The sequence below is a fragment of the Mesorhizobium sp. M0217 genome (genome assembly GCF_040321955.1).
In the GTDB taxonomy this organism is placed as follows: Bacteria; Pseudomonadota; Alphaproteobacteria; order Rhizobiales; family Rhizobiaceae; genus Mesorhizobium.
In genome coordinates this window covers 12017-31575 of record NZ_JAMYSN010000024.1, presented here as the reverse complement: position 1 = coordinate 31575, position 19559 = coordinate 12017, and the positions used below count along the sequence as shown (strand labels likewise).

The 19559-nt window shown below is 63.7% G+C and carries 16 protein-coding genes; 4 read left to right on the top strand and 12 right to left on the bottom strand.

Annotation, left to right across the window (positions count from 1 at the left end; genetic code table 11):
• Positions 1–20 precede the first annotated feature (20 nt).
• From NKJ18_RS26720 to NKJ18_RS26695, 6 genes are all read right to left on the bottom strand, one after another.
• Positions 21–1172 carry a substrate-binding protein gene (locus NKJ18_RS26720; protein ID WP_352760520.1) on the bottom strand — a complete coding sequence of 384 codons (1152 nt, stop codon included), beginning with the start codon at positions 1170–1172 and terminating at the stop codon, positions 21–23.
• A gap of 52 nt (positions 1173–1224) precedes the next feature.
• Positions 1225–2070: a nitrilase family protein gene (locus NKJ18_RS26715; protein WP_352760517.1), complete on the bottom strand. Its 846-nt coding sequence runs from the start codon at positions 2068–2070 to the stop codon at positions 1225–1227.
• 248 nt (positions 2071–2318) lie between these two features.
• A complete protein-coding gene (locus tag NKJ18_RS26710; protein WP_352760515.1) occupies positions 2319–2963 on the bottom strand; it encodes an ANTAR domain-containing response regulator in 645 nt (214 codons plus the stop codon).
• A gap of 4 nt (positions 2964–2967) precedes the next feature.
• On the bottom strand, positions 2968–4101 hold the full coding sequence (locus NKJ18_RS26705) for a transporter substrate-binding domain-containing protein (protein WP_352760513.1): 1134 nt from the start codon (positions 4099–4101) through the stop codon (positions 2968–2970).
• A 348-nt stretch (positions 4102–4449) separates the two neighbouring features.
• Complete coding sequence (locus tag NKJ18_RS26700; RefSeq protein WP_352760510.1) at positions 4450–6693, bottom strand: relaxase/mobilization nuclease domain-containing protein; 2244 nt, start codon at positions 6691–6693, stop codon at positions 4450–4452.
• Positions 6690–7097 carry a plasmid mobilization protein gene (locus NKJ18_RS26695; protein ID WP_352760507.1) on the bottom strand — a complete coding sequence of 136 codons (408 nt, stop codon included), beginning with the start codon at positions 7095–7097 and terminating at the stop codon, positions 6690–6692. Before NKJ18_RS26695 ends, NKJ18_RS26700 begins: the two co-directional genes overlap by 4 nt.
• Here NKJ18_RS26695 and NKJ18_RS26690 point away from each other — a divergent pair.
• The 3 genes from NKJ18_RS26690 to NKJ18_RS26680 all read left to right on the top strand — a co-directional run bounded on the left by NKJ18_RS26690 (position 7080) and on the right by NKJ18_RS26680 (position 8663).
• Entirely contained in the window at positions 7080–7280 is a 201-nt protein-coding gene (locus NKJ18_RS26690; RefSeq protein WP_352760632.1) for a hypothetical protein, read from the top strand. The two genes, NKJ18_RS26695 and NKJ18_RS26690, sit on opposite strands and share 18 nt — an antisense overlap.
• A gap of 298 nt (positions 7281–7578) precedes the next feature.
• Complete coding sequence (locus tag NKJ18_RS26685) at positions 7579–8259, top strand: nucleotide-binding protein (protein ID WP_352760505.1); 681 nt, start codon at positions 7579–7581, stop codon at positions 8257–8259.
• Positions 8256–8663: a hypothetical protein gene (locus NKJ18_RS26680; RefSeq protein ID WP_352760502.1), complete on the top strand. Its 408-nt coding sequence runs from the start codon at positions 8256–8258 to the stop codon at positions 8661–8663. Before NKJ18_RS26685 ends, NKJ18_RS26680 begins: the two co-directional genes overlap by 4 nt.
• Before the next feature lie 117 nt (positions 8664–8780).
• Here NKJ18_RS26680 and NKJ18_RS26675 read toward each other — a convergent pair whose 3' ends face one another.
• The 6 genes from NKJ18_RS26675 to NKJ18_RS26650 form a co-directional block, all read right to left on the bottom strand.
• Positions 8781–9122, bottom strand: coding sequence for a hypothetical protein (locus NKJ18_RS26675; RefSeq protein WP_352760501.1), 342 nt, complete (start codon positions 9120–9122; stop codon positions 8781–8783).
• 57 nt (positions 9123–9179) lie between these two features.
• Complete coding sequence (locus NKJ18_RS26670; RefSeq protein WP_006205585.1) at positions 9180–9503, bottom strand: DUF736 domain-containing protein; 324 nt, start codon at positions 9501–9503, stop codon at positions 9180–9182.
• Between the two features lie 706 nt (positions 9504–10209).
• Complete coding sequence (locus NKJ18_RS26665; RefSeq protein ID WP_352760499.1) at positions 10210–10743, bottom strand: hypothetical protein; 534 nt, start codon at positions 10741–10743, stop codon at positions 10210–10212.
• Positions 10744–11220: 477 nt separating this feature from the next.
• Positions 11221–12162 (bottom strand): DUF2493 domain-containing protein, encoded by a 942-nt coding sequence (locus NKJ18_RS26660; RefSeq protein WP_352760497.1) that lies wholly within the window; start codon positions 12160–12162, stop codon positions 11221–11223.
• 248 nt (positions 12163–12410) lie between these two features.
• Complete coding sequence (locus NKJ18_RS26655) at positions 12411–13472, bottom strand: DUF7146 domain-containing protein (RefSeq protein WP_352760494.1); 1062 nt, start codon at positions 13470–13472, stop codon at positions 12411–12413.
• 12 nt (positions 13473–13484) lie between these two features.
• Positions 13485–18002: a strawberry notch-like NTP hydrolase domain-containing protein gene (locus tag NKJ18_RS26650; RefSeq protein WP_352760491.1), complete on the bottom strand. Its 4518-nt coding sequence runs from the start codon at positions 18000–18002 to the stop codon at positions 13485–13487.
• Positions 18003–18187: 185 nt separating this feature from the next.
• Here NKJ18_RS26650 and NKJ18_RS26645 point away from each other — a divergent pair, with 185 nt between their 5' ends.
• On the top strand, positions 18188–19378 hold the full coding sequence (locus NKJ18_RS26645; protein WP_352760629.1) for a DUF1173 domain-containing protein: 1191 nt from the start codon (positions 18188–18190) through the stop codon (positions 19376–19378).
• Positions 19379–19559 lie beyond the last annotated feature (181 nt).

Genomic DNA, 19559 nt, shown 5'->3' with positions numbered 1-19559 from the left:
CGTTGCGAATAGCGGCGCGACTACAGGTTCGGGCACTGTTGCCCGGGGTCGACGCCTTCGAATTTGTCGACCACCGTGACCGAGCCGTCCGCCTTCACCTGGCCGAGATACATGGTCAGCGGAGCATGGTGCTGCTTGCTCATCGAGACCGTGCCGCGCGGGCCGGCGAAGGATACCTCGGCGAGGGCCGCAAGCACAGCGGCGGTGTCGGTCGATCCGGCTTTCTCGACCGCGGCCTTGTAGAGATAGATACCCTCATATTCTGGCACGGAGAGGTCGTTGGGGGTGCGCAGCTCGGCACCGAACTTCTTCTCGATCGCAGCAAGGAAGCCCTTGTTGGCATCGCTGTCGATGCTGGTCACATAGGAAGCGGAAATGAAGATGCCGGCCGCGTCCGCGCCCATGCTCCTGGCGGTTCCCTCATCCACAGCCAGATTGCCATAGGGAATGGTGACACCGGCGCCCCGCAACTGCTTGGTCAAGGTGACGTTCGGCGCACCGCCGGCCGTCGAGGTGATCACCGCATCGGCGCCGGAGCTCTTCAGATTGGAAATGATCGCCGTCCAGTCGCTGCCTTCCATCGGCAGATATTCCTCGCCGACGACGCTGGCGCCAGACTTCTCGATATAGGCCTTGGCGAATTCCAGCATGCCGCGGCCGAATGAATAATCCGAGCCGATCAGGAAGAACTTCTTGGCGCCTTGCGTCTTGATGAAATTGTCGACGATCGGCGGCACCTGCTGCTCCGGCACCCACGCATTGACGAACAGATTGGTGTTGCAGGATTTGCCCTCGTAGAAGGAGGTGTAGATGTAGGGGATATCGCCCTTCGAGATGATTGGCAGGCCGGCATTGCGCGCAGCGCTGGTCTCCATGGTGATGACGGCGTTGACCTCCTTCTGGAAGACCAGCGAATCGAAGGCCTTCTGCGCGCCCGCTGCACCCGAGGCATCGTCGGCGATCTCGAGCGCAAGCTGGCGTCCCAGCACGCCGCCGGCAGCGTTGATTTCAGCGACCGCGAGTTCGGCCGATTGCACGACCGACGGCGCGACGACGCTGTTGGCGCCAGACAGGCCGACCGGGATGCCGATCTTGATCGGGCCGTCCGCGGCGAAGGCGGCGCTGGTCAATGCGGCGCTGGCGAAGGCAAGGATCACTGCTCTGTTATTCATGGTATTCCCTTTCTCTGGTTGATCGTACCGGGTAGTGCCGGCTTCTTCTTGGTTATCCGTAGACGTCTGCGCGGCGGTCGCCGATGGCGTCGTTGCGCTCACTCAGCGCGCGCGCCTTGGCGACCTCGCCGAGGTTGATCGTGGCAATGAGGATTTCCTCGTCGGCTTCGCTGGCCGGCCCGGCGATCGGCCAGCCGGTCGGGCCGACGATCAGGCTCCTGCCGACAAAGGGCTGGCCGCGCTCGATGCCGACACGATCGGCGCAGGCGATGTAGATGCCGTTGCTGTGCGCGGCCGCCTTGTGCAGGATGTTGGCCATCGGCTCCGGGTGGTCACCCTGAGCGGGCATCGGCACCCAGTTGGTCGGCACGCAGACCAGTTCGGCGCCCTTCAGCGCCAACTGCCTGTAGGTCTCCGGGAACCAGCCGTCATAGCAGATCGCCACGCCGATCCGGCCGATCGCGGTCTCGAACACCGGCAGGCCGAGATTGCCCGGCTGGAAGTAGAGTTTTTCGCGGTTCCACAAATGCAGCTTGCGGTAGGTGCCGATGGGACCCGAAGGCCCGCACAGCATGGCGGCGTTGAAGAACCGGTCGCCGTCGCGCTCGGCAAGGCCGCTGACGATGTGGAGACCGAGTTCGCTGGCCAGCGAGCACAGCAGCGCTGCACTGCGTCCCTCCGGAATGGGTGCTGCGAGTTCGGCGAGTTCTTCCTGGCTGTCGAAGACATAGCCGCTGTCGGCGAGTTCCGGCAGCACTACCACCGAGGCGCCGAGGCCGGCGGCCTGGCGGATCAGCCGCTCCATCGATCTGAGATTCTTGTCCGGCCGGCCGATCGCCGGTTGGAACTGGATGCAGGCCAGACGGAGGTCCGCGGATGCTGTCGCCAATAGTGCCAAAGCCTGTCTCCAAACGCAAAAAACCCCTGGGCGCGGAAGTCATCCGCGAGCCAAGGGCTACATAGCCATCAATCTGAAACGGCATTCCTGCCGAAGAGCAAACCTGCTCGTGCTTTAAGAAGTTGCACGGACCGAAGACCGCGTCAAGAGCCTAAGATTCCGGCACCAAGCAACGGTGCAGAGTTCAATTTATATAAGTCAAATCAGCCGGTTATGAAAAGTTTCTGCTGCGACTTGCCGTCGGCGCCTTATCGATCGTTCGGCTGTTTCAGATTGCCCTGCGCGGAAATCCCGAAGCCGAAAGCCCGCATCGCTTCCTGCGCAGCGAGGATGCCATCGGCCACCGAAACCAGGGCGATGCGCTTCGATGTCGCCTGGTCGCGGATCAATTTGTAGGCGGTCTCCTCGTCGACGCCGTTCATCGCGACCAGAACCTTGACCGCCTTCTCGATGGTCCTGCGCCCTTTCAGCGTATCCTCCAGCTTGCGCACCTTGTTGGCCAGCCGTCCTTCATAGCCATAGCGGTAGCGGGCGAGCGCAAATTGCGTCAGCACGCCGAGCTGCCGGAGCGGCTTGGTGATGACGCCATGGGCGTTGAGGTCGATGATCGCCTTGATCGAGGTCGGGCTTTCATAGGTGACGATGGCGACCACGGAGGCGCTGGCGCCTTCTATGAGTGACACCATCGCATCGGTCGGCGCTTCGCCCACCTGTACGAACACCGTGTCGATATCGCCCGGGATCGACGCCGGCGGCGGCCACGCCGCGCGGACCTCGCAGCCAAGGCGCCGCAAGTGATCGACAAGTGCCGCGCCATCCTCGTCCTTCGGGTGGATGACGAGGATCTTCGCCTGCCTGAGATCGTTGAGGATGCGTTTGAGCGTTGCCGTCATGGTCTTACAGCCACGGCTCTTCGAAATGGGTCGAGGCGAGATAGGGGTCAGGCCGGATCGCGACCTGCGACTGCCAGGCGATGTCGAACTGGCCGGCAGCGTTGGCGATGCCGATACGCGGTGTCGACCAGACGTGGCGGTTTTCCTGGTCGAACATCATCCGTCCCTCCGGCGAGGCATAGTCGACTTCGAGCGCCGCCTGGCTGAGGCGGAAGGTGTCGAGGGTTCCCGCCTTCTCCAGCGCGCGGGCGAACAGATGCACTTGCGTATAGGCGGTTTGCGACCACATGGTCGCCGTCGTCCGGTCGCCGAAGCGGCGGGCGAGTTCGCCGACAAAGCGCTGGTTCTCACCGCTGTCGACGCTCGCCAGATAAGGCGCCGCCAGCACGTGGCCGGTGCAGTGCTCGGCGCCAATCACGCGGATCTCGCCCTCAGCCAGCGTCAGGCTGGCGATCGGCCGCTTTGTCCGGTCGATGCCGGCTTCGGCGTAGAGCCTGTAGAGGATTTGCGCGCTGCGCCCGATCACCGTCGAGAACACGGCGTCCGGCGCGGCCTTCTCGATGTCGGCCATCAGCCGGTGGATGCGGCGCTCATCGGCGTCGAGCGGCACATATTGTTCCTCGACGATCGTGCCGCCCTTGCATTCCAGGAGGTCACGCATCACCCGATTGGATTCATGCGGATAGATGTAGTCGGAACCGGCCATGAACACGCGCGGCCCGTAGCGCTGCAGGATGAAGTCGGCCAGCGCGAAAGTGTTCTGGTTCAGCGTGGCGCCGGTGTAGAGGACGTTTTCTGAATATTCGAAACCCTCGTAGATCGACGGGTACCAGAGTAGGCCGTTGTAGCGCTCGACGATCGGCAGCACAGCCTTGCGGCTACCCGACATCGAACAGCCGAAGATGACATTGACATCGTCCTCGGTCAGAAGCTTGCGGGCGAGCGATCGAAACGCCTCGGGATCGCTGCCAGGATCGTAGGCTATGGGCTCGATCTGCCGCCCCAGCACGCCGCCGCCGGCATTGATCTCCTCGATGGCAAGCGCCGTCCCGTAGAAATGCTCGCTTTCGGTGACCGAGGTGATGCCGCTGCGCGAAAAAAGGATGCCGACACGCCATGTCTGGGCTGTTCCTGTCACGGCGATCCTCCCCTGCGCATCTCCGGCAAATGCCTATTGCACGCGAGGCCCCATGGCAATCGCCATCGGGATAGCCTGCCGTAGTTGCGACCGTCCATCGTCTTGAGAGTTGATCCTCATCCCCGCGTTTTTTGGGAATACGCCCAGAGGCCGACAATCTAGCGGGCTCTCTAACGAAAGTTGGCGCAACTACGATGTCCAGGGGCGCCGGCAATGTCTGCTATCCGGCAACAGCAAAGATCACGTCAACAGCTGACATGAGGCGCATCGCTCGCATCCAGCCTGATCATTCTGAGACGAATGCGTCGTTTCGATAGACCACCGGGAGGACGATAGGTTGGCCCTTGCTCAGCGCTCGTAATCGTTATCGTTTGAGCGCTGGGTCTTCCGGTCCTGCTCTTCCGACTGCCGCGCCTTCTGTTTGTTGGCGTCCTTCTGCTTGTCACTCACCTTCTCCTGCTCGGTGCCTGTGCGCGGCTCAACCGCCTCGCGGGGATCGTCCCGAGTTGGAAGGTCTCGCCCTCGCGCCTCACGCTCGGGGATCGGCTCACCACCGCCACCACCACGACGCTGCTGCTGCCGCTCGAATTGCAGCCGCGCCAGACGGTCGTGCATCTTGTCGTTGACCTCTTCACGATACTGTTCGAATTGCCCTTGATGTGCCGGTGGCAGCGTCTCGCGCATGTTGTCGAGAGCCTGATTGACGCGGGCCATCTGACGCCGCATTTCCAAGGGGGTTTGCGCCATGTCCAAATCTCCTATCAGTGCATTCAATTCTCTCATACCAGGATGGGACAGAAAAGACTTTTGCCCCGATTGATCAGCTGCGCGACCCGCGGAAGGACCTGGCTGCCCCTCCCCTGTCCGATCGCGACGGAACTGCAGAAAATTGTTGCCGATCGACTCCGCTGCCGTGAGAGCCCGACCGACTACGCCCGCGGTCCGCATGGTCGTCACTGTCTTTTGCCATGCGGCAGCGATTGCATCGCCGTTCACGACAAGGGATTGTCCATCCAAACGGCGTTGCCGCTTGGCCTCCACCCGCTCGATCGTCCTGGCGCTCACCTGGTAGCGCGGATCGCTCTGGGCTCGGCTGTAGGCTCCAGCATGCTCCTTCGTGAAAGGCCGTGTCATCGCATGATCCATGCGCCGCGTCGCCACCATCGCAATTCCGTTCTCGCGTGCTTTTTCCGCAAAAGTCTCGCGCCAGGCGACCAGATCTGGCTTGTAGAATTTCAGGCGCTCGCCGTCGGCAGAGCGCGCCTGCACCATCGCATGGATATGGACGTGCTTGGTGTCCTTGTGATGCGCCAGGACGAACTTGTATCCTGGCGCGCGCTCCTCGAGCACGGCGCGCGCCGCGGCCATGACGGTGTTGGCATCGGTGCCGGCCCTTGCCGAGAAAAGCAGGTGATAGGCATTGCGGCGCTCACGCCCCGAAAACTGCGGGCGCCATTGTTCATAGACTGAAGCCGCAGCCTTCGTGGAGTTCTTCACCCCAGGCACGGGCTCGCCATTTGCGTGGCGGACCTGGCTGTGGGTGCGGATGAACTTCTGCAGGAAATATTTTGCTTTGGGTTCACGGCTCACGGCCGCCGTTACCTCTGCCTTGGCGACCACCCCCGCCACGCCCATAGTTTCGGACAAACGCGCCTCGATCTTGTCGAGCGCCTTGCTGCGCGAATTCTCCCGACCGCCGGCCAGAATTCTCGCAAGCGGTCCAGCCCGCTCATCGGTGTGCGCGTATACCTGCACCGTCTGTCCGTCCTGCGCATAGATGAACGGTTTTGCACCGAATGCCTTGTTCAGCGCCTCGCTCACGGTGGCATCGGTGACCTCGCTGGCGAGCTCGAAACGAACCTCCAGAAAATTGGTATTTTCCAAGGGCGGTTCGAACGTTTCGCAAAACGTTTCCAGGAACGCCTTTCGTGCGCCGCCTGTCGCCAGGACCTGCCCGTCCTCGTCGAAAATCTCGATGTCGTGCTTCTCGCCTTTTTCGTCGTCGCGCTTGCCGATGTAATTGAGCAGCCGCGCGGCGGCTTCCCTGGTCGACGGAGGATTGGGCATGACCTTGAACACGGCAGGCTGCGCGCCCGCCGCATAGCCTGCCCGTGCCGCCACGGCCCGCGCCTGATAGCCCGCCCGCGCCGCTCGTCCTGTAGCGCCAGAGCGGTCAGCGCCACGGCCACCGCCGCCGCCGCGCCGCTTCCAGTCTTCCTCCTCCTCTTCCGGCCGGAAACCGGCGAGCGTGGCGCCATAGACCAGGATCGGCGCGTTAGTGACCTTGTGCGAGCTCGCAGTAGCAGTAGCCTTTGGAGCCCCACTGGACATCGAACTCCCCGCCGCCCCCAATCCTCCCGGCGACGAACGAGGGGCGCCCATGCCGCCACCTACGGTCGAGCCGGCTTGACCTTGCCCGAGGCGTCCGCCGCCACCGGTCAGCTCATAACTCTTCATCGCCTGGAATTCGCCAGCCTCGCGTCGGGCGCTCGTCAGGGACTCGTCGTTGTCCAGCTCCTCACGCTTCACGCCGGACCCGCCCCCCAGATAGCGTTCGATTTCGGCCGCGTAGCCAGCAAGACGACCGCTCATTGCCTGGCCTCCCTCGCCTTGCGAGGCTCGACGGTCATCGTTTTCAGTTCATCGCGAAACTGCCGCACGAGGTCGCCCACGGCGATCAGCGCCTGCTCAAGATCCTCATCGTGGGCAACACGCCCGTCGTTCATCGCGCGCACGGCCTGATTGAAATTGACACCGACGCGCCGCAGCTGGTCGGTCATGTCGACGATCGCCGGCCGTAACGCCTCCGACGCAATAGGCAGATGCCCGGCCTCTGCCCGCACAAGACGCCGCACGACCTCGCTGACGGTCACGCCGTCCCGCTCCGCAATGGCTTTGAGGCTGGCCAGCTCGTCAGCCGAAAACCGGATGTGTGTCACCTCGCCGTAGCGTCGTGACGCGTTCTTTACCGCTGCTTTCTGGACGTCTGCATCCATCTCTCAAGCCCGCTTGCGGGCGCTAAGGCCCGCCAGGGCCGCGCCGCCTGTGTGTATCACAAAATAGGCTATCCTGCCAATAAGAAGAGGGAGAGGAATGAAAAATTTCGGGCGCGCGCCTCTCCTCACAGGCGCAGTTGTCAGCGGCAGCGGCGCGGGCGAAATGTTCCCATCGTGATTTAATGCGATGTGTCTATGATGCGTTGACGACTTGTTTCCATGTTACCATGGATACAGCCCTCTGATGCGTAGTCGGAAATGCGCAGTCGATGTGCTACCGGACCCTTCTTTCCTGATGACAGCAGCTGCGCAAAAACTGCACCTTTAGCGAGCCCTTATCTATGCGCGCCTGGGTTGCCAAACCAGTCCTCCCCGTTGACTATGTCACCATGTTTCGACCGTGACATTATTCCATGTGTCCATGGATGACCTGTTTCCATGTTGACATGGAAACAAGGAAACAACGCCGGAAGGAGGCCCCATGATCATCTCCGCTGCGATCCCAAAGGGCGGCACTGGCAAATCGACGATGCTGCGCACCCTCGCATCCGTCGCGCTGCATCGGGGCTATTCGGTCACTCTTATCGATGGCGACCGGCGGCAGAACATGAACCGCTGGTTCCAGATGCTGGGCGAAGCTGGCAATCGTCCTGACAGGCTCACAATGGTGGGCGCGATGACGCCGCAGGAAATCCTTCGCGCAGCAACCACTCACAACGGAGAACGCTCGGTCGTCTTGATCGATACGGAAGGCACCACAAATGACAACCTCATGGCCGGGCTCTTCGCGGCCGACATTGTCGTCGTGCCGGTCTATTTTGCCCTAGACGATGTGACCGCCGCCATCCAGATTACCGACCACTACATCCCGCTGGCGGTCGAGAGCCGGGGTAGACCGCTGCCTGCGATATTCGTGCTGACCAAGCAGACCATCATCGATGGCAGGGCGCGAGCCCTGACAGAACTGCGCGCCATCATCCAGGCCAACGGGACACCGATTGCGGAACACGTCCTGCACAATCGCGTTGCCTACCGCGACCTTCAGACCGGGCAGACCCTTTACAGCCCCGAGGTGCCTGACGCGAAGGCGATTGCCGAGAGCGAAGGGGTCTTCGACGACCTTCTGCAAACCTTCATCGAAGCCACAAGGAACGCGGCATGAGTGAAGAAACCGCACCGAAACCTGGTGACAACAAGAAAGCCCGCATGATGAAGGCTATCTCCACACAGCCGCCGGCGCTGCCCAGCATGTTCATCCCGCCGAAGGCCGAGACATCAGGGACCAAGGAGCAGGCTGCGCCACAGATGCAGGAACCGACAAAGCCGTCCCCGGCAGTCGGGCCCGATTTCCGCAAGCTGCTGCGGCAGGGTCAAAAAAGGGATCCCATCGCCGGAAAGAAGATTCGCGAGGAGGAGATGATCCGCTGCGGTTACTACCTGACGGCTGCGGAGCAGCGCCAGTTCAAGTTGCTGGCGATCAGCAACGGGCACAGCATGACCGAACTGCTGCGAAGGGCTGTGCAGGATTATATCCGCGTTCATAAGCACAAACTGCCAAAGGAATAATCGGCGGTTTGGAGGCGCTCTCGCATGCCGTGACGGGTGATGTTCGTGGCTCTTTTGCAACGTCAAAAAAAGGGCCCGCGACGGAACACTCCGTCGCGGGCCCTGAGACGTGTTTGCCTACTTGTGTTGATTGAGTTGTTTCAGCACCTCGCCGAGGATTGCGTCTCGCACCGGACGCCCGCTAGCTGCCGCTTTGTCCTCGACCAGCTTTGCAGCCATTTCGGGCGGCAGCGGCATGAAGTCGTAGCCTTGCGCTGTCGCGGCGTGGCGAAGATATCCAAGCGTTTCGAACGCGCGATGGTGGGTGCCAAGCCAAAGACGGGGCTCGTCGGTTTCTTCGTGGGGGAACGCTTGCAGGAAGTAGGTCCGAAGCGGTGGATCGTAGCCGATCACAGCGTCTGGATCCGAGCGGACCTGTCCGGTGACGGTGCCAGTGACAGTGATGGTGTAGCGGCTCATTGCAACCTCCTTTTGCCGGTGGGAAGCCGGCCCGTTGCGGGGCCGGCCACCGATGCCTCACTGGGGGTTGTTCCAGAGGATGACCTTCTTGTTTTCCTCGCCGCCCGGGGCGGGAGCAAGATTGCCGAAGATCACGCCGATCTCGGGGGCTTCGAGCTTGACCGAGAGGTATTCCTCGCCCGAACGCTGGGAGATGCGGTGCCAGCCGGCTCCGATCTCGAAGCCCGTGCGCTTGTTGACGATCCGGTAGTCCGGCGCGTCCTCGCGCGACTTGTTGGTGTTCGGGATGAGGGTGATCGGGGCGTTGACCCGGAGCGTGGCGAAGACGCCTTCCATCGAGCCGTCGGCCTTGGTGGTGAGGTTTGCGATCGTGGTGGCCATGGTAGTTCTCCTTCGGTTGCATCGGGACCATTCCCGATGGCGCCAAAGGAGAGGGCCGTCCTGCTGCGGTCATCTCGGCGAAAATTCTGGAAAATTCTATTTGCCGAAAAATAGCGGGCAGGCCCTTCGCCTGCCCGCAGACAAAAAACGGAAATCGAATTTTCCTGAATTTTCGCCGAGTGTACCCCCAACGGGGGTTGACCGCACAAAGCAGGCGGTCGTCTACAAAGGCGACATGAAACGGGAATGGCCCCGGATGCGACCGAAAGGAGAAGAACTCAGGCCGCCATCGCTAGACCGCCGACGCAACGCTGCCGGATCGCAGGAACATGCTGCAGCCTCTCGGGTCATATCGTCGGCATTGCCAACACATCGAACAGCCGCTCGGCGCGTGACCGCCTTGCGTGTTCGATATGGCGGCATAGCGTTTCGAGATCGGGGCTGGCAGCGGCCTTCAACCCCTCGGGGGACGATACCGCGCAGTCAGGTTGGATGACCCGGCAAGCCAGGATGTTGTTCGGCACGCTTGCACCCGCTCAGAGGCGAGACGGGTCAAGATGATCATCCGCACAACGCCCCGCGGCTCTGCGCGTGGACCGGTTTCGAAAGGGGCCGGCTCCGTCCGCTCATACAAGTGGATTAGGCGGCGAGGAGCCGGATCAACATATCGATTGAACCCGCCGGGCTGTCGCCAGGACCGCATCCATCATCCTGGCAACGCTAGACGCTCGTCCGGCATCATGCGGGCTTCGGCTTGGCGGCGAATGTCCGAACCGGCATGGCGGAGCATGGCGCACCAGTCCTCCACATTGTGCGTCGTCGCCATCCGGCCCCTGGCCAGATCGTAAATGACGCACGGCTTGTTCGCGATGGCGAGCCGAAGCACGCTGACGGCCGTGCCGGGTGATGCGCCGTCCCAGACCATCATCCCAAAGTCGGCGCGGAGTGCCATCTCCCGGTCCGTGGCGGCGTGGAACCAGTACCCGTGAGCGCCTTCAGGAGGCGGGACATGGTAGGCAGCCCAGTCGCCCAGATTGTTGCGGGGTTCCTTGCCGGCATGGAAGATGCCGACATGGTCGTAGCCGTAGCCGGCGAGCAACGCCTGCGCCTCGGCATCGGCTCCAGGCGCGTCGCCAATCAGCACGCCGTGCTCGGCAGCAACGATTGCGCCGATGCGAGCGATGGCAGGTTCCGGCAGCTCGAATATATCGCGTGATCCACCTATGAATATCATCGACATGGTGACTTTCCCTTCTCTCCCGCGTCCCCCGCCCCGCGCCGGCCGCCCTCTCCCCCTGGCCCTGCGCGAGGGATCGTCACCCGAAGGCCGAGACGGCAAAGCCGGCTCGGGAAGCGGCGGTACGCCGCGACGAGAGCCCGGCCGGCCGCAGGCCGGCGCGCCCGGATCGGATGGGAACGAAAGACGACCTGTCGGAGATCTAGAGGGTGGTGTTTGCCAGTCAGAGGCGCACGTCCTGAATCGAGCGCATGAGAACGGAAGAATTGTCGCTTGAAGCAATGAACTCCCAACTCTGCCAGTAGGATCCGGCCTCGGCATTGATTGCCCTGACCCCGACCGACGACGACATTGGCCGCGTCGAGCGGCGTTACGCGACTGGTTCGGACATGCATGCGACGAACCCGACCGCTAGCGGTTGGGTTCGTCGACATGGCGATGGAAGCGAGTTCTGAGCGCGGACGCGAGGAAGACGGCGCTTCACGCGCCGTCCTCCGCGAACCGCCAGACGGGAATGCCGAGCCGACGGGCCTTGTCGGCAAGGTTCTCGGTGATGCCGGAGCCGGGAAAGACGATCAGGCCGTAGGGCACTACTGAGAGAAGCTGGTCGTTGCGGCGGAACGGAGCCGCCTTGGCGTGCCGGTTCCAATCCGGCTTGAAGGCGATCTGGGTGACCTTGCGGTTCTCGGCCCAGCAGGCGGCGATGCGTTCGGCGCCGCGCGGGCTGCCACCGTGGATCAGGACCATGTCGGGATGCTTCTCGCGGGCCTTGTCGAGCGCCTCCCAGATCCGGTCGTGATCGTTGCAGTCGAGGCCGCCGGCGAAGGCGATCTTGGTGCCGGCTGGAACGAGCACCTCGGTTTCGGCATGGCGGCGGGCGGCGAGGAAGTCTCTGGAGTCGATCACCGCCGCGGTCATCGCCTGGTGTGATACTTTGGAGCCGGTGCGCGGCCGCCATGCCGATCCGGTTTGTGCCTCGTAGAGGTCGGCGGCCTCATCGCGCATGATTTCGAGCACGTTGCGGCGCTCGATATAGCTGATGCCTTCCGCGGTCAGCCGCTCCAGCTCGACGGACTTCACCTCCGAGCCGTCCTGCTCCTGCTGGCTTGAACGCTGCGCCTCCTCATTGCGGTCGAGGCTGCGGGCGACACGCTCGGCGGCACGGTGGAAGACGTTTGCGAAGGACCAGAGCAGGTCGTCGAGATCGGGTTCGAGCCTGGTGTCGCCGAGCATGCCGGCGAGGGTTTCGACGATGCCGGCGAGGCCGGCCCGGATCACCTCGTCGTCGGGAAGTGGCCGAGGATCAGGTTCGTCCTGATGCGGGCGATGGCCGTACATCTGCAGTTCGAGGATGACGCGGTCGGTCGGCGAGGAGGCGTGGGAGGGCTCGTAGGCGTCGTCGAGAGGAATGTCATAGGTCATGGCGGTGTCTCCGTCGGTTGTGGCCGCGCCTATCGCGGCCTGACAGCGCATCCCGGCCGCGCGCCGGGCGCGGCCGCACCGAAGGCCGAAGCGCGAGCGGAGGACGGCGAAGCCGTTGCGGCCGTGACTGGGGGGTGGCAGGGGTCGCCTCTCAGGCAGGCCGCGGGCGCGGCCTCTCCGGTGCACCGCCGCCATGTCTGCAGGCTATCCAGCGACGCCGCGCCGGCCCGCGTGCCGGCCCGACCCATTCATCCGGGCGGCAGGAAGAGACGGGCATCCTCCGGGACGAGTTGACCGCTGAGCCATGCCGCGAGATGAGCCTGGCCGAGATGACGCAGATCGTCGTTGAAGTCGCCGAGCTGCGGCCGCAACACCAGGGCAAGGATCCCTGAGTCGCCCGCGCGCTGGCTGAGGCGCTCGATGCCCTGACGGCCGGCGGCGTCGGCATCGGCTGCGATGTAGAGGCGACGGCAGCCAGGCGGGAAGGTCAAGCCGGCGAGGTGATTGGCCGAGGTGGCGGCTGCCACCGGCAGCGACGGCATCACCGTCCGGAGCGACGCCATCGTCTCGAGGCCCTCGCCGGCGGCCATGACCGGGACGGGCGCACCAGGCTCAAGGCCAAGCCAGATGGCGTTGCCAAAGAGATGACCCAGTGAGCGGCGTGGATCCGCGAGTTGCGCCTTGCCGTCCCCAGAAGGATCGAGCCAAGTGCGCTGCAGGCCTGTAATCTGACCATCAAGGCTCGTGACTGCGGCGATCAGGGCAGGAAGCGCCTGCGTCTCGCCCGATACGAGATCCCTGTAGTAGCAGCCGGGATGGAAACGTAGCGCGCGCTCATGCGCGGAGAGCAGAATGCCGCGGCCGGCGAGGTATCGTTCGGCCAGCGTGCCAGCGATCGGCTGCGACATGGCGAACAGGCGACGCGCGGCGTCGGGAGAGCCGCGTGCCGCAGCAAGTTGGCGCTGCGCGCCAAGGGGCTGGGGCTGGGGCGGGGGCTGGGGCGGTGGCAGCGGCATGGAGAGGAAGCGACGTGCTTCATCCGCGACCTCCCGGAAGTCGACCAGGCCACAGCTCTGCTCGATGACGTCGAGCAGGTCGCCATATTCCCCCGACGACTCGTCGACCCATTTTCCGGCTGCCTTGCCGCCAACCGCCTTGAGCCGCACATGCATGGAACGGCCGCGCGTGTTGCGGACATCGCCGACCATCCAGTAATTGCCGGAGCGACGGCCGTTGGAGAGATATTCGCGGCACACCGCCTCGGCATGTTCGCCAAGGCGGCGTGCCAGCTCGGAGGGCGAGACGATCATGATCGTCTCCCCTCACGCCGCTGCCGCGCGATCGGTGACGCCGACCAGTGTGTGGCGGTCGAGGAGCCCGGCGAGGATGGACGGTCCTTGCTCGCTCGTCGGGATGAACAGCCGGAGCTTCCAGGAGATGATCTCGGAGATCAGCCCCAGCGCCTTCAGCCGGGGAACAAAAGCGTCTGTGAAGCCGATCAATTCGACACGATAGTCGTTCATGACGCGACTGCGGCGCAGGATCATGCCATCGGCGAGTTGCAGTCCAATCCTGCCTTCCACGAGCCCGGTCCAGGCATCTTCCGGCGCGAGCTTGGGTAGATCGTCGAGACCCAGATTGCGGAACATGGTCGCGACCAGCGTCGGCGCGATGTGGCGGCCGATGATGCGCTCGCCGGCATCGGTCTGGATTCGATAGACTCGACAGTCGTCGTCCGGCAGCCGACGCCAGATCGGCAACAGCAGACCCGTCACGATGTGAAAGGTGCTGGTGGTGAAGTCCGGGACGGCAGCGACTTCTGCCTGCCACAGATCGCAGAACAGTTTTCGGTCGGTCGGCTGCCAGTGGGTTTCGGCAAGGGCGTCGAGACCGAAGCGCAGCTCGTCGGTCGGCCGCAGCAGGCGTACGCGGTGCTCTATCGTGCCGTCGTCGAGCATCAGGCTCGCCGTCGGCAGCCGGATCGCCGCGCGGCTGGAACGGGCGTTCACCAGCAGAACCGATTGCGGCTCCGCCCGGACAATGGCCAGTGCGTCGATCAGGCCGAGCGGCCGGATACGGTCCTTGCGGGCGACGGTCAGCACATGCGACTGCGCGCCCGAGACCGGGTGCGCGTAGACGGTGCGGCGATCGGTGACGACGATGCTTTCGGCCGTGATCGTCTCCAGTCCCTTGTCATAGTTTCCGGCGGCGATCGCGCCCTCAACCTTCGCCGTCATCAGTTGCTCGAACACCTCGAACAGCAGGTTCTGGGTCTCGATGCGCAGCGCCAGCAGGCGATTGAGCCAGGTCGTGATCGGCGGCAACTCGTCGCGCAACCCACCCTCGTCAGTCGTCAGCGACAGCCCAGTCACGGTCTCGAAGGTCGTCAGCGAGCAGCCCTCGATCTTGCCTTGGTGCAACAGAAGATAGAACTGGCGCAGGGCCGCGCGGGCATAGGGGCTTTCGAGATTGTCCTCGGCACGGAACAGCCCCGCCCCGCCGGTCTGGCGCTGGCCGCGCGTGATCGCGCCCAGCGTGTCGAGCCGTCGTGCTATCGTCGACAGGAAGCGCTTGCCCGCCTTCACATTGGCGGCCATCGGCCGGAACAAGGGCGGTTGCTTCTGATTTGTGCGGTGCGTCCGTCCGAGACCCTGGATGGCGTTATCGGCGCGCCAGCCGGCTTCGAGCAGATAGTGCTTGCGCAGCCTCTGGTTCCTGACCCCGAGATCGGCGTGGTAGGAGCGGCCGGTGCCACCGGCGTCGGAAAAGATCAGTACGCGCTTATCGTCATCCATAAAACTCTGGGTCTCGGCGAGGTTGGCCGAGCCAGGGCGGTTTTCCACGGCCAGCCAATCGATGCCGTCGCGGCCGGTCTTCTTCACGATGCGGCGCGAGCGGCCGGTCACCTCGGCAACCCTGGTGGTGCCGAAGTGATGGATGATCTGGTCGAGCGCGCTGCCGACCGGCGGCAGCGATGCAAGTTTTTCGACCATCTCGTCGCGCCGGCGAACCGCCTCGCGGCATTGAACCGGATTGCCATCTTCGTCGTGGACAGGCCGCGAATAGACGTTGCCCTCCGCGTCCGAATATTGCTCGAACAGCTGGGTGGGGAAGGAGTGCATCAAGTACCCGCCGACATACTCGCGCGGTGTGACGTCGACATGCAGGTCCGACCATTCCTCGGTCGGGATCTCGGCAAGGCGTCGCTCCATCAGCGCCTCGCCGGTCGAGACGATCTGCACGACTGCCGAATGACCCTCGATCCGGTCCTGCTCGATCGCGCCGATGAGCGTCGGCGTCATCATCGAGGTGATGAGATGGCTGAAGAAGCGCTGCTTGGTGCTTTCAAAGGCCGAGCGCGCCGCCGATTTTGCGTTGCGGTTCAGCGTGCCGGACTCACTGGTGATGTTGGTCGCCTCGAGTGCGGCGGTCAGGTTGTTGTGAATGACCTGGAAGGCGTCCGCATAGGCGTTGTAGATGCGGATCTGTTCGTCGGTCAGCGTGTGCTCGAGCAGGTCGTACTCGACACCGTCATAGGAGAGCGAACGTGCCGCATAGAGACCTAGCGATTTGAGGTCGCGGGCGAGCACTTCCATCGCCGCGACACCGCCGTCCTCGATCGCGGCGACGAATTCGGCGCGGTTGGCGAATGGAAAATCCTCGCTGCCCCAGATGCCGAGGCGCTGTGCATAGGCGAGGTTCTCGACGGCGGTCGCGCCAGTGGCCGAGACATAGACGACGCGGGCATCGGGCAGTGCGTGCTGCAGCCGCAGTCCCGCCCTACCCTGCTGCGAAGGGGAGACGTCGCCACGCTCGCTTTTGCCGCCAGCGGCGTTGGCCATGGCGTGCGCTTCGTCAAAGACGATGACGCCATCGAAAGATTTTTTGGCCCCGGACGGGTTTTCTCCAATCCCTGTCTGGCTATCGGCCCTCCCCGCGTCTTGTCCAACCCAGTCGAGGATCTGGGCGATCCGGGATTTCTTGCCCTCCCGCTCCTGCGAGCGCAGGGTTGCGTAGGTCGTGAACAGGATGCCCTCGGCAAGCCGGATCGGTGTGCCCTGGCGATAACGTGAGAGCGGTTGGACGAGAAGTTTTTCCTGGCCAAGTGCTGCCCAATCGCGCTGGGCGTCCTCAAGCAATTTGTCCGACTTGGAAATCCAGATCGCACGGCGGCGGCCCTGCAGCCAGTTGTCGAGGATGATGCCGGCGACTTGCCGTCCCTTGCCGCAGCCGGTCCCGTCACCCAAAAACCATCCACGGCGGAAGCGGACAGCGTTCGCAGCACCTTCTGGCGCGGCCGAGACGACATCGCAGGTCCCGTCAACCGTCCAGGCGCCGGTGAGATGGCCGCAATGGGCTTCGCCGGCATAGATGACGCTTTCGAGCTGGGCGTCCGACAGCAGGCCCTCGTCGATGATCGCATCAGGAAGAAGCGGCCGATAGGAAGGCTTTGGCGGCGCGACGGCGGCCATTGCGGCCGACTGCACGAGCGGCGTCGGATGCGGTTTGGCGCGGGGAATGTCGATCGACTGGAGCGCGTATGGTTCGTAGATCGTGTCGGTGAGCCGACCGCCCTCCTCCGGCATCCAGTCGCGCAGCTCATAGCCGAGCGGGACGGCAAGCGCGCTGCTTGCCATGACCTGGCGAGCGGGCTTCGCCCGCACAATCGGACGGACCGATTGGATGGCCTTCGGAGCAGCCGTTGAGACACCGAGGGGTGCGGTTCTCACCCCCGATCGGGCGCCTATGTGCATGGCGGCATTGCGCAGGATGCCGCTGGACAATGCACCGATCGAGTCCGGAAAGCCGCCCGGTGTGCGGGGCGGCAGATCCGTGATGCAGGAGAGCAGCGTCTCGACATCCGTGGCCTTGCCCGGCGAGGCGACGAAACGCGACGGATCGGCGGCCGGTACCTTGTCGATGATTGTCAGGCGGGTCTCAGTGGGGGTGCCATGGCGAGCGTAGACACGGCCGTCGATCGCTGCGGTGAAGATGACCGTGCCCTGCTGCTGCAGGCGTTCGAAGGCGGGCCTCCATTTAGGGTTTTCGGAAGATAGGCCGGTGCCGGTGATGGCGACCAGGCGCCCGCCCGGGCGCAGGCGTGCGAATGCGGAAGAGAGGTGCCTCCATGCCGCGTCAGTGACATGGCCGTCGACATAGGCGCCGACGCTGAAGGGTGGATTCATCAGCACGACGGACGGCTCCATGGCCGCGTCGAGATGATCGTCGATATGGGCGGCGTCGTGCCGCGAGACGGGGAACCGTGGAAACAGCAGGCCGAGGAGATCGGCCCGCGTCGCGGCAAGCTCGTTGAGGGCGACCGCTGCGCGCGCCATCTCGGCATGGACGGCGAGCAGGCCGGTGCAGGCCGAGGGTTCGAGAACGAGGTCGCAAGATGCGATCGCCGCGGCGTGCGCCGTGACGAAGGCCAGAGGCAAGGGCGTGGAGAGCTGCTGCATGGCCTGGCTCTCGTCGGAGCGCCGTGTGTGGGTCGGAACGAGTTCTGCGATGCGCTTCATCATCGCCAGCGTTGCCTGCGGCGTGGTGGACCGCGACAGGATCGCCGGGCCGAACCGGTGCAGAAACAGCACCTGCGCGACTTCGAGCGCCTCGTAGGCGTCCTTCCAGACCCAGAACCCTTGCGCATCGCTGCCGCCAAAACTTGTTGTCATGGCGGTGCGCAGTGCGGCGGTGGTGACAGGCTTGCCCTGTTCCAGGAAAGGCAAAAGCATCTTAGCCGCCTGATGGATCGCCTCGGCGTTGTTGATGGCGTCTTGTGCCGGCGCGGCGAGGGGAGCGTCCGTCCGGGCGACGGTCGAGGTGGTCGAAACAATGTTCATGGAGATATCCTTCGCGAGAGGGGAGTGGCCCCAGCGCCGGCACTCTCTCCGCGCCAGCCGGGCCGCACTCCTCCCGGCTCCCCTCTGCCTCTGGCGCCGATCCAACAAACGGGTTGCGCTCTGCGCAAAGCCATGACTTGAATGCCCGGACAGGGATGCGGCGGCGACCTGGAGCTGCGGAGGTGATGCGACGGTTCAGAATTGGCAGTGCGGTCTATGAGGAGGGAGCGCCTGACCTGCAGGCGGCGCTGGCGAACGCCTATACCCGCACCGAGCGTCCGCTATGCCTGTGCCGCGAGCCAGGCTGCCCGATGTACATTGCGCGCATCGGCGACCTTCATCTGATCAAGCGCATGCCGCTTAGCGGCGGCGGGCATGATCCGTCCTGCGAATCGTATGAATCGCCTTATGAACTATCCGGCCTGGGTGCCTTGATGGGCAGCGCGATACAGCTCGATCCGCAAAGCGGCATGGCGGCCCTCAAATTGGACTTCAGCCTGTCGAAGACAGGGAGCCGCGCAGCATCCGTGCCTGCGGGGCAAAGTTCCGCCAGCGCAACCGCCGATCCCAGGAGGATGTCGCTGCGTGGCCTCCTTCATTATCTCTGGCACGAGGCCGAATTGACGGTCTGGACATCCCGATGGGCCGGCAAGCGACATTGGTGGAATGTCCGCTGGCATCTGCTCGAGGCTGCCGGGCAAATGACGGTGAGGGGCGGACCGCTCGCGGATATCGTGTTCGTACCCGAGCCGTTTCGCGCCGAGAACAAGGAAGCGATCGAACATCGTCGTAACGCCGCCCTTGCTGCCGCTCTACCGCCGAAATCCGGCCCACGAAAGCTACTGGTTCTGGTCGGCGAGGTGAAAGAGATTGTTCCTGCCCGCTCCGGCCAAAAACTTGTCATCAGACATTTGCCCGGCTTTCCCTTCATCATCGACGATGCATTGCACCGCCGCTTGCAGGCACGTTTCGAGAAAGAATTGTCGCTGTGGGGATCAGATTCCAGCTCACATCTGATAGCGATCGCGACCTTCGGACTGAACCCGGCCGGCCTCGCCATTGTCGAGGAGGTCGCGTTGATGGTGGTGTCCGAGAACTGGATTCCCTACGAGACGGTCCCGGAGAAAAGGCTCGTCGATGGGCTCGCCCGCCTTCGCGAGAAGAGCGTCAAGGGATTGCGCTTTGACCTGCAACCCGACCAGCCGATCGCCAATGCGTTGCTGCAGAACAGGCAAGAACCGATTGCGCTCTTTGTCGTTCCGGCCGGAGCGGACGAAGCATACGAGGCTTCGTTGCAGGATATGATCGCGAACCGACCGGAGATGGGTGCGTGGACCTGGCGGGTCGGTGACGGGGAGATGCCGGCCCTTCCATAGGCTGGGAACGACTCTCAGATTTCCATCAATGTCGTGAATCGATTGGCGGCTATCGATTCAGACAATGCGTTGGACAAGGATCCCCGCTGTCTTGGACCATGACGGTATGGTGAGGCGTGACCAGCGATCGTCTTTTTCGGTGAGCATGCTGCGGGCTTGCGAAGGTCCGCGGCGTAAGCAC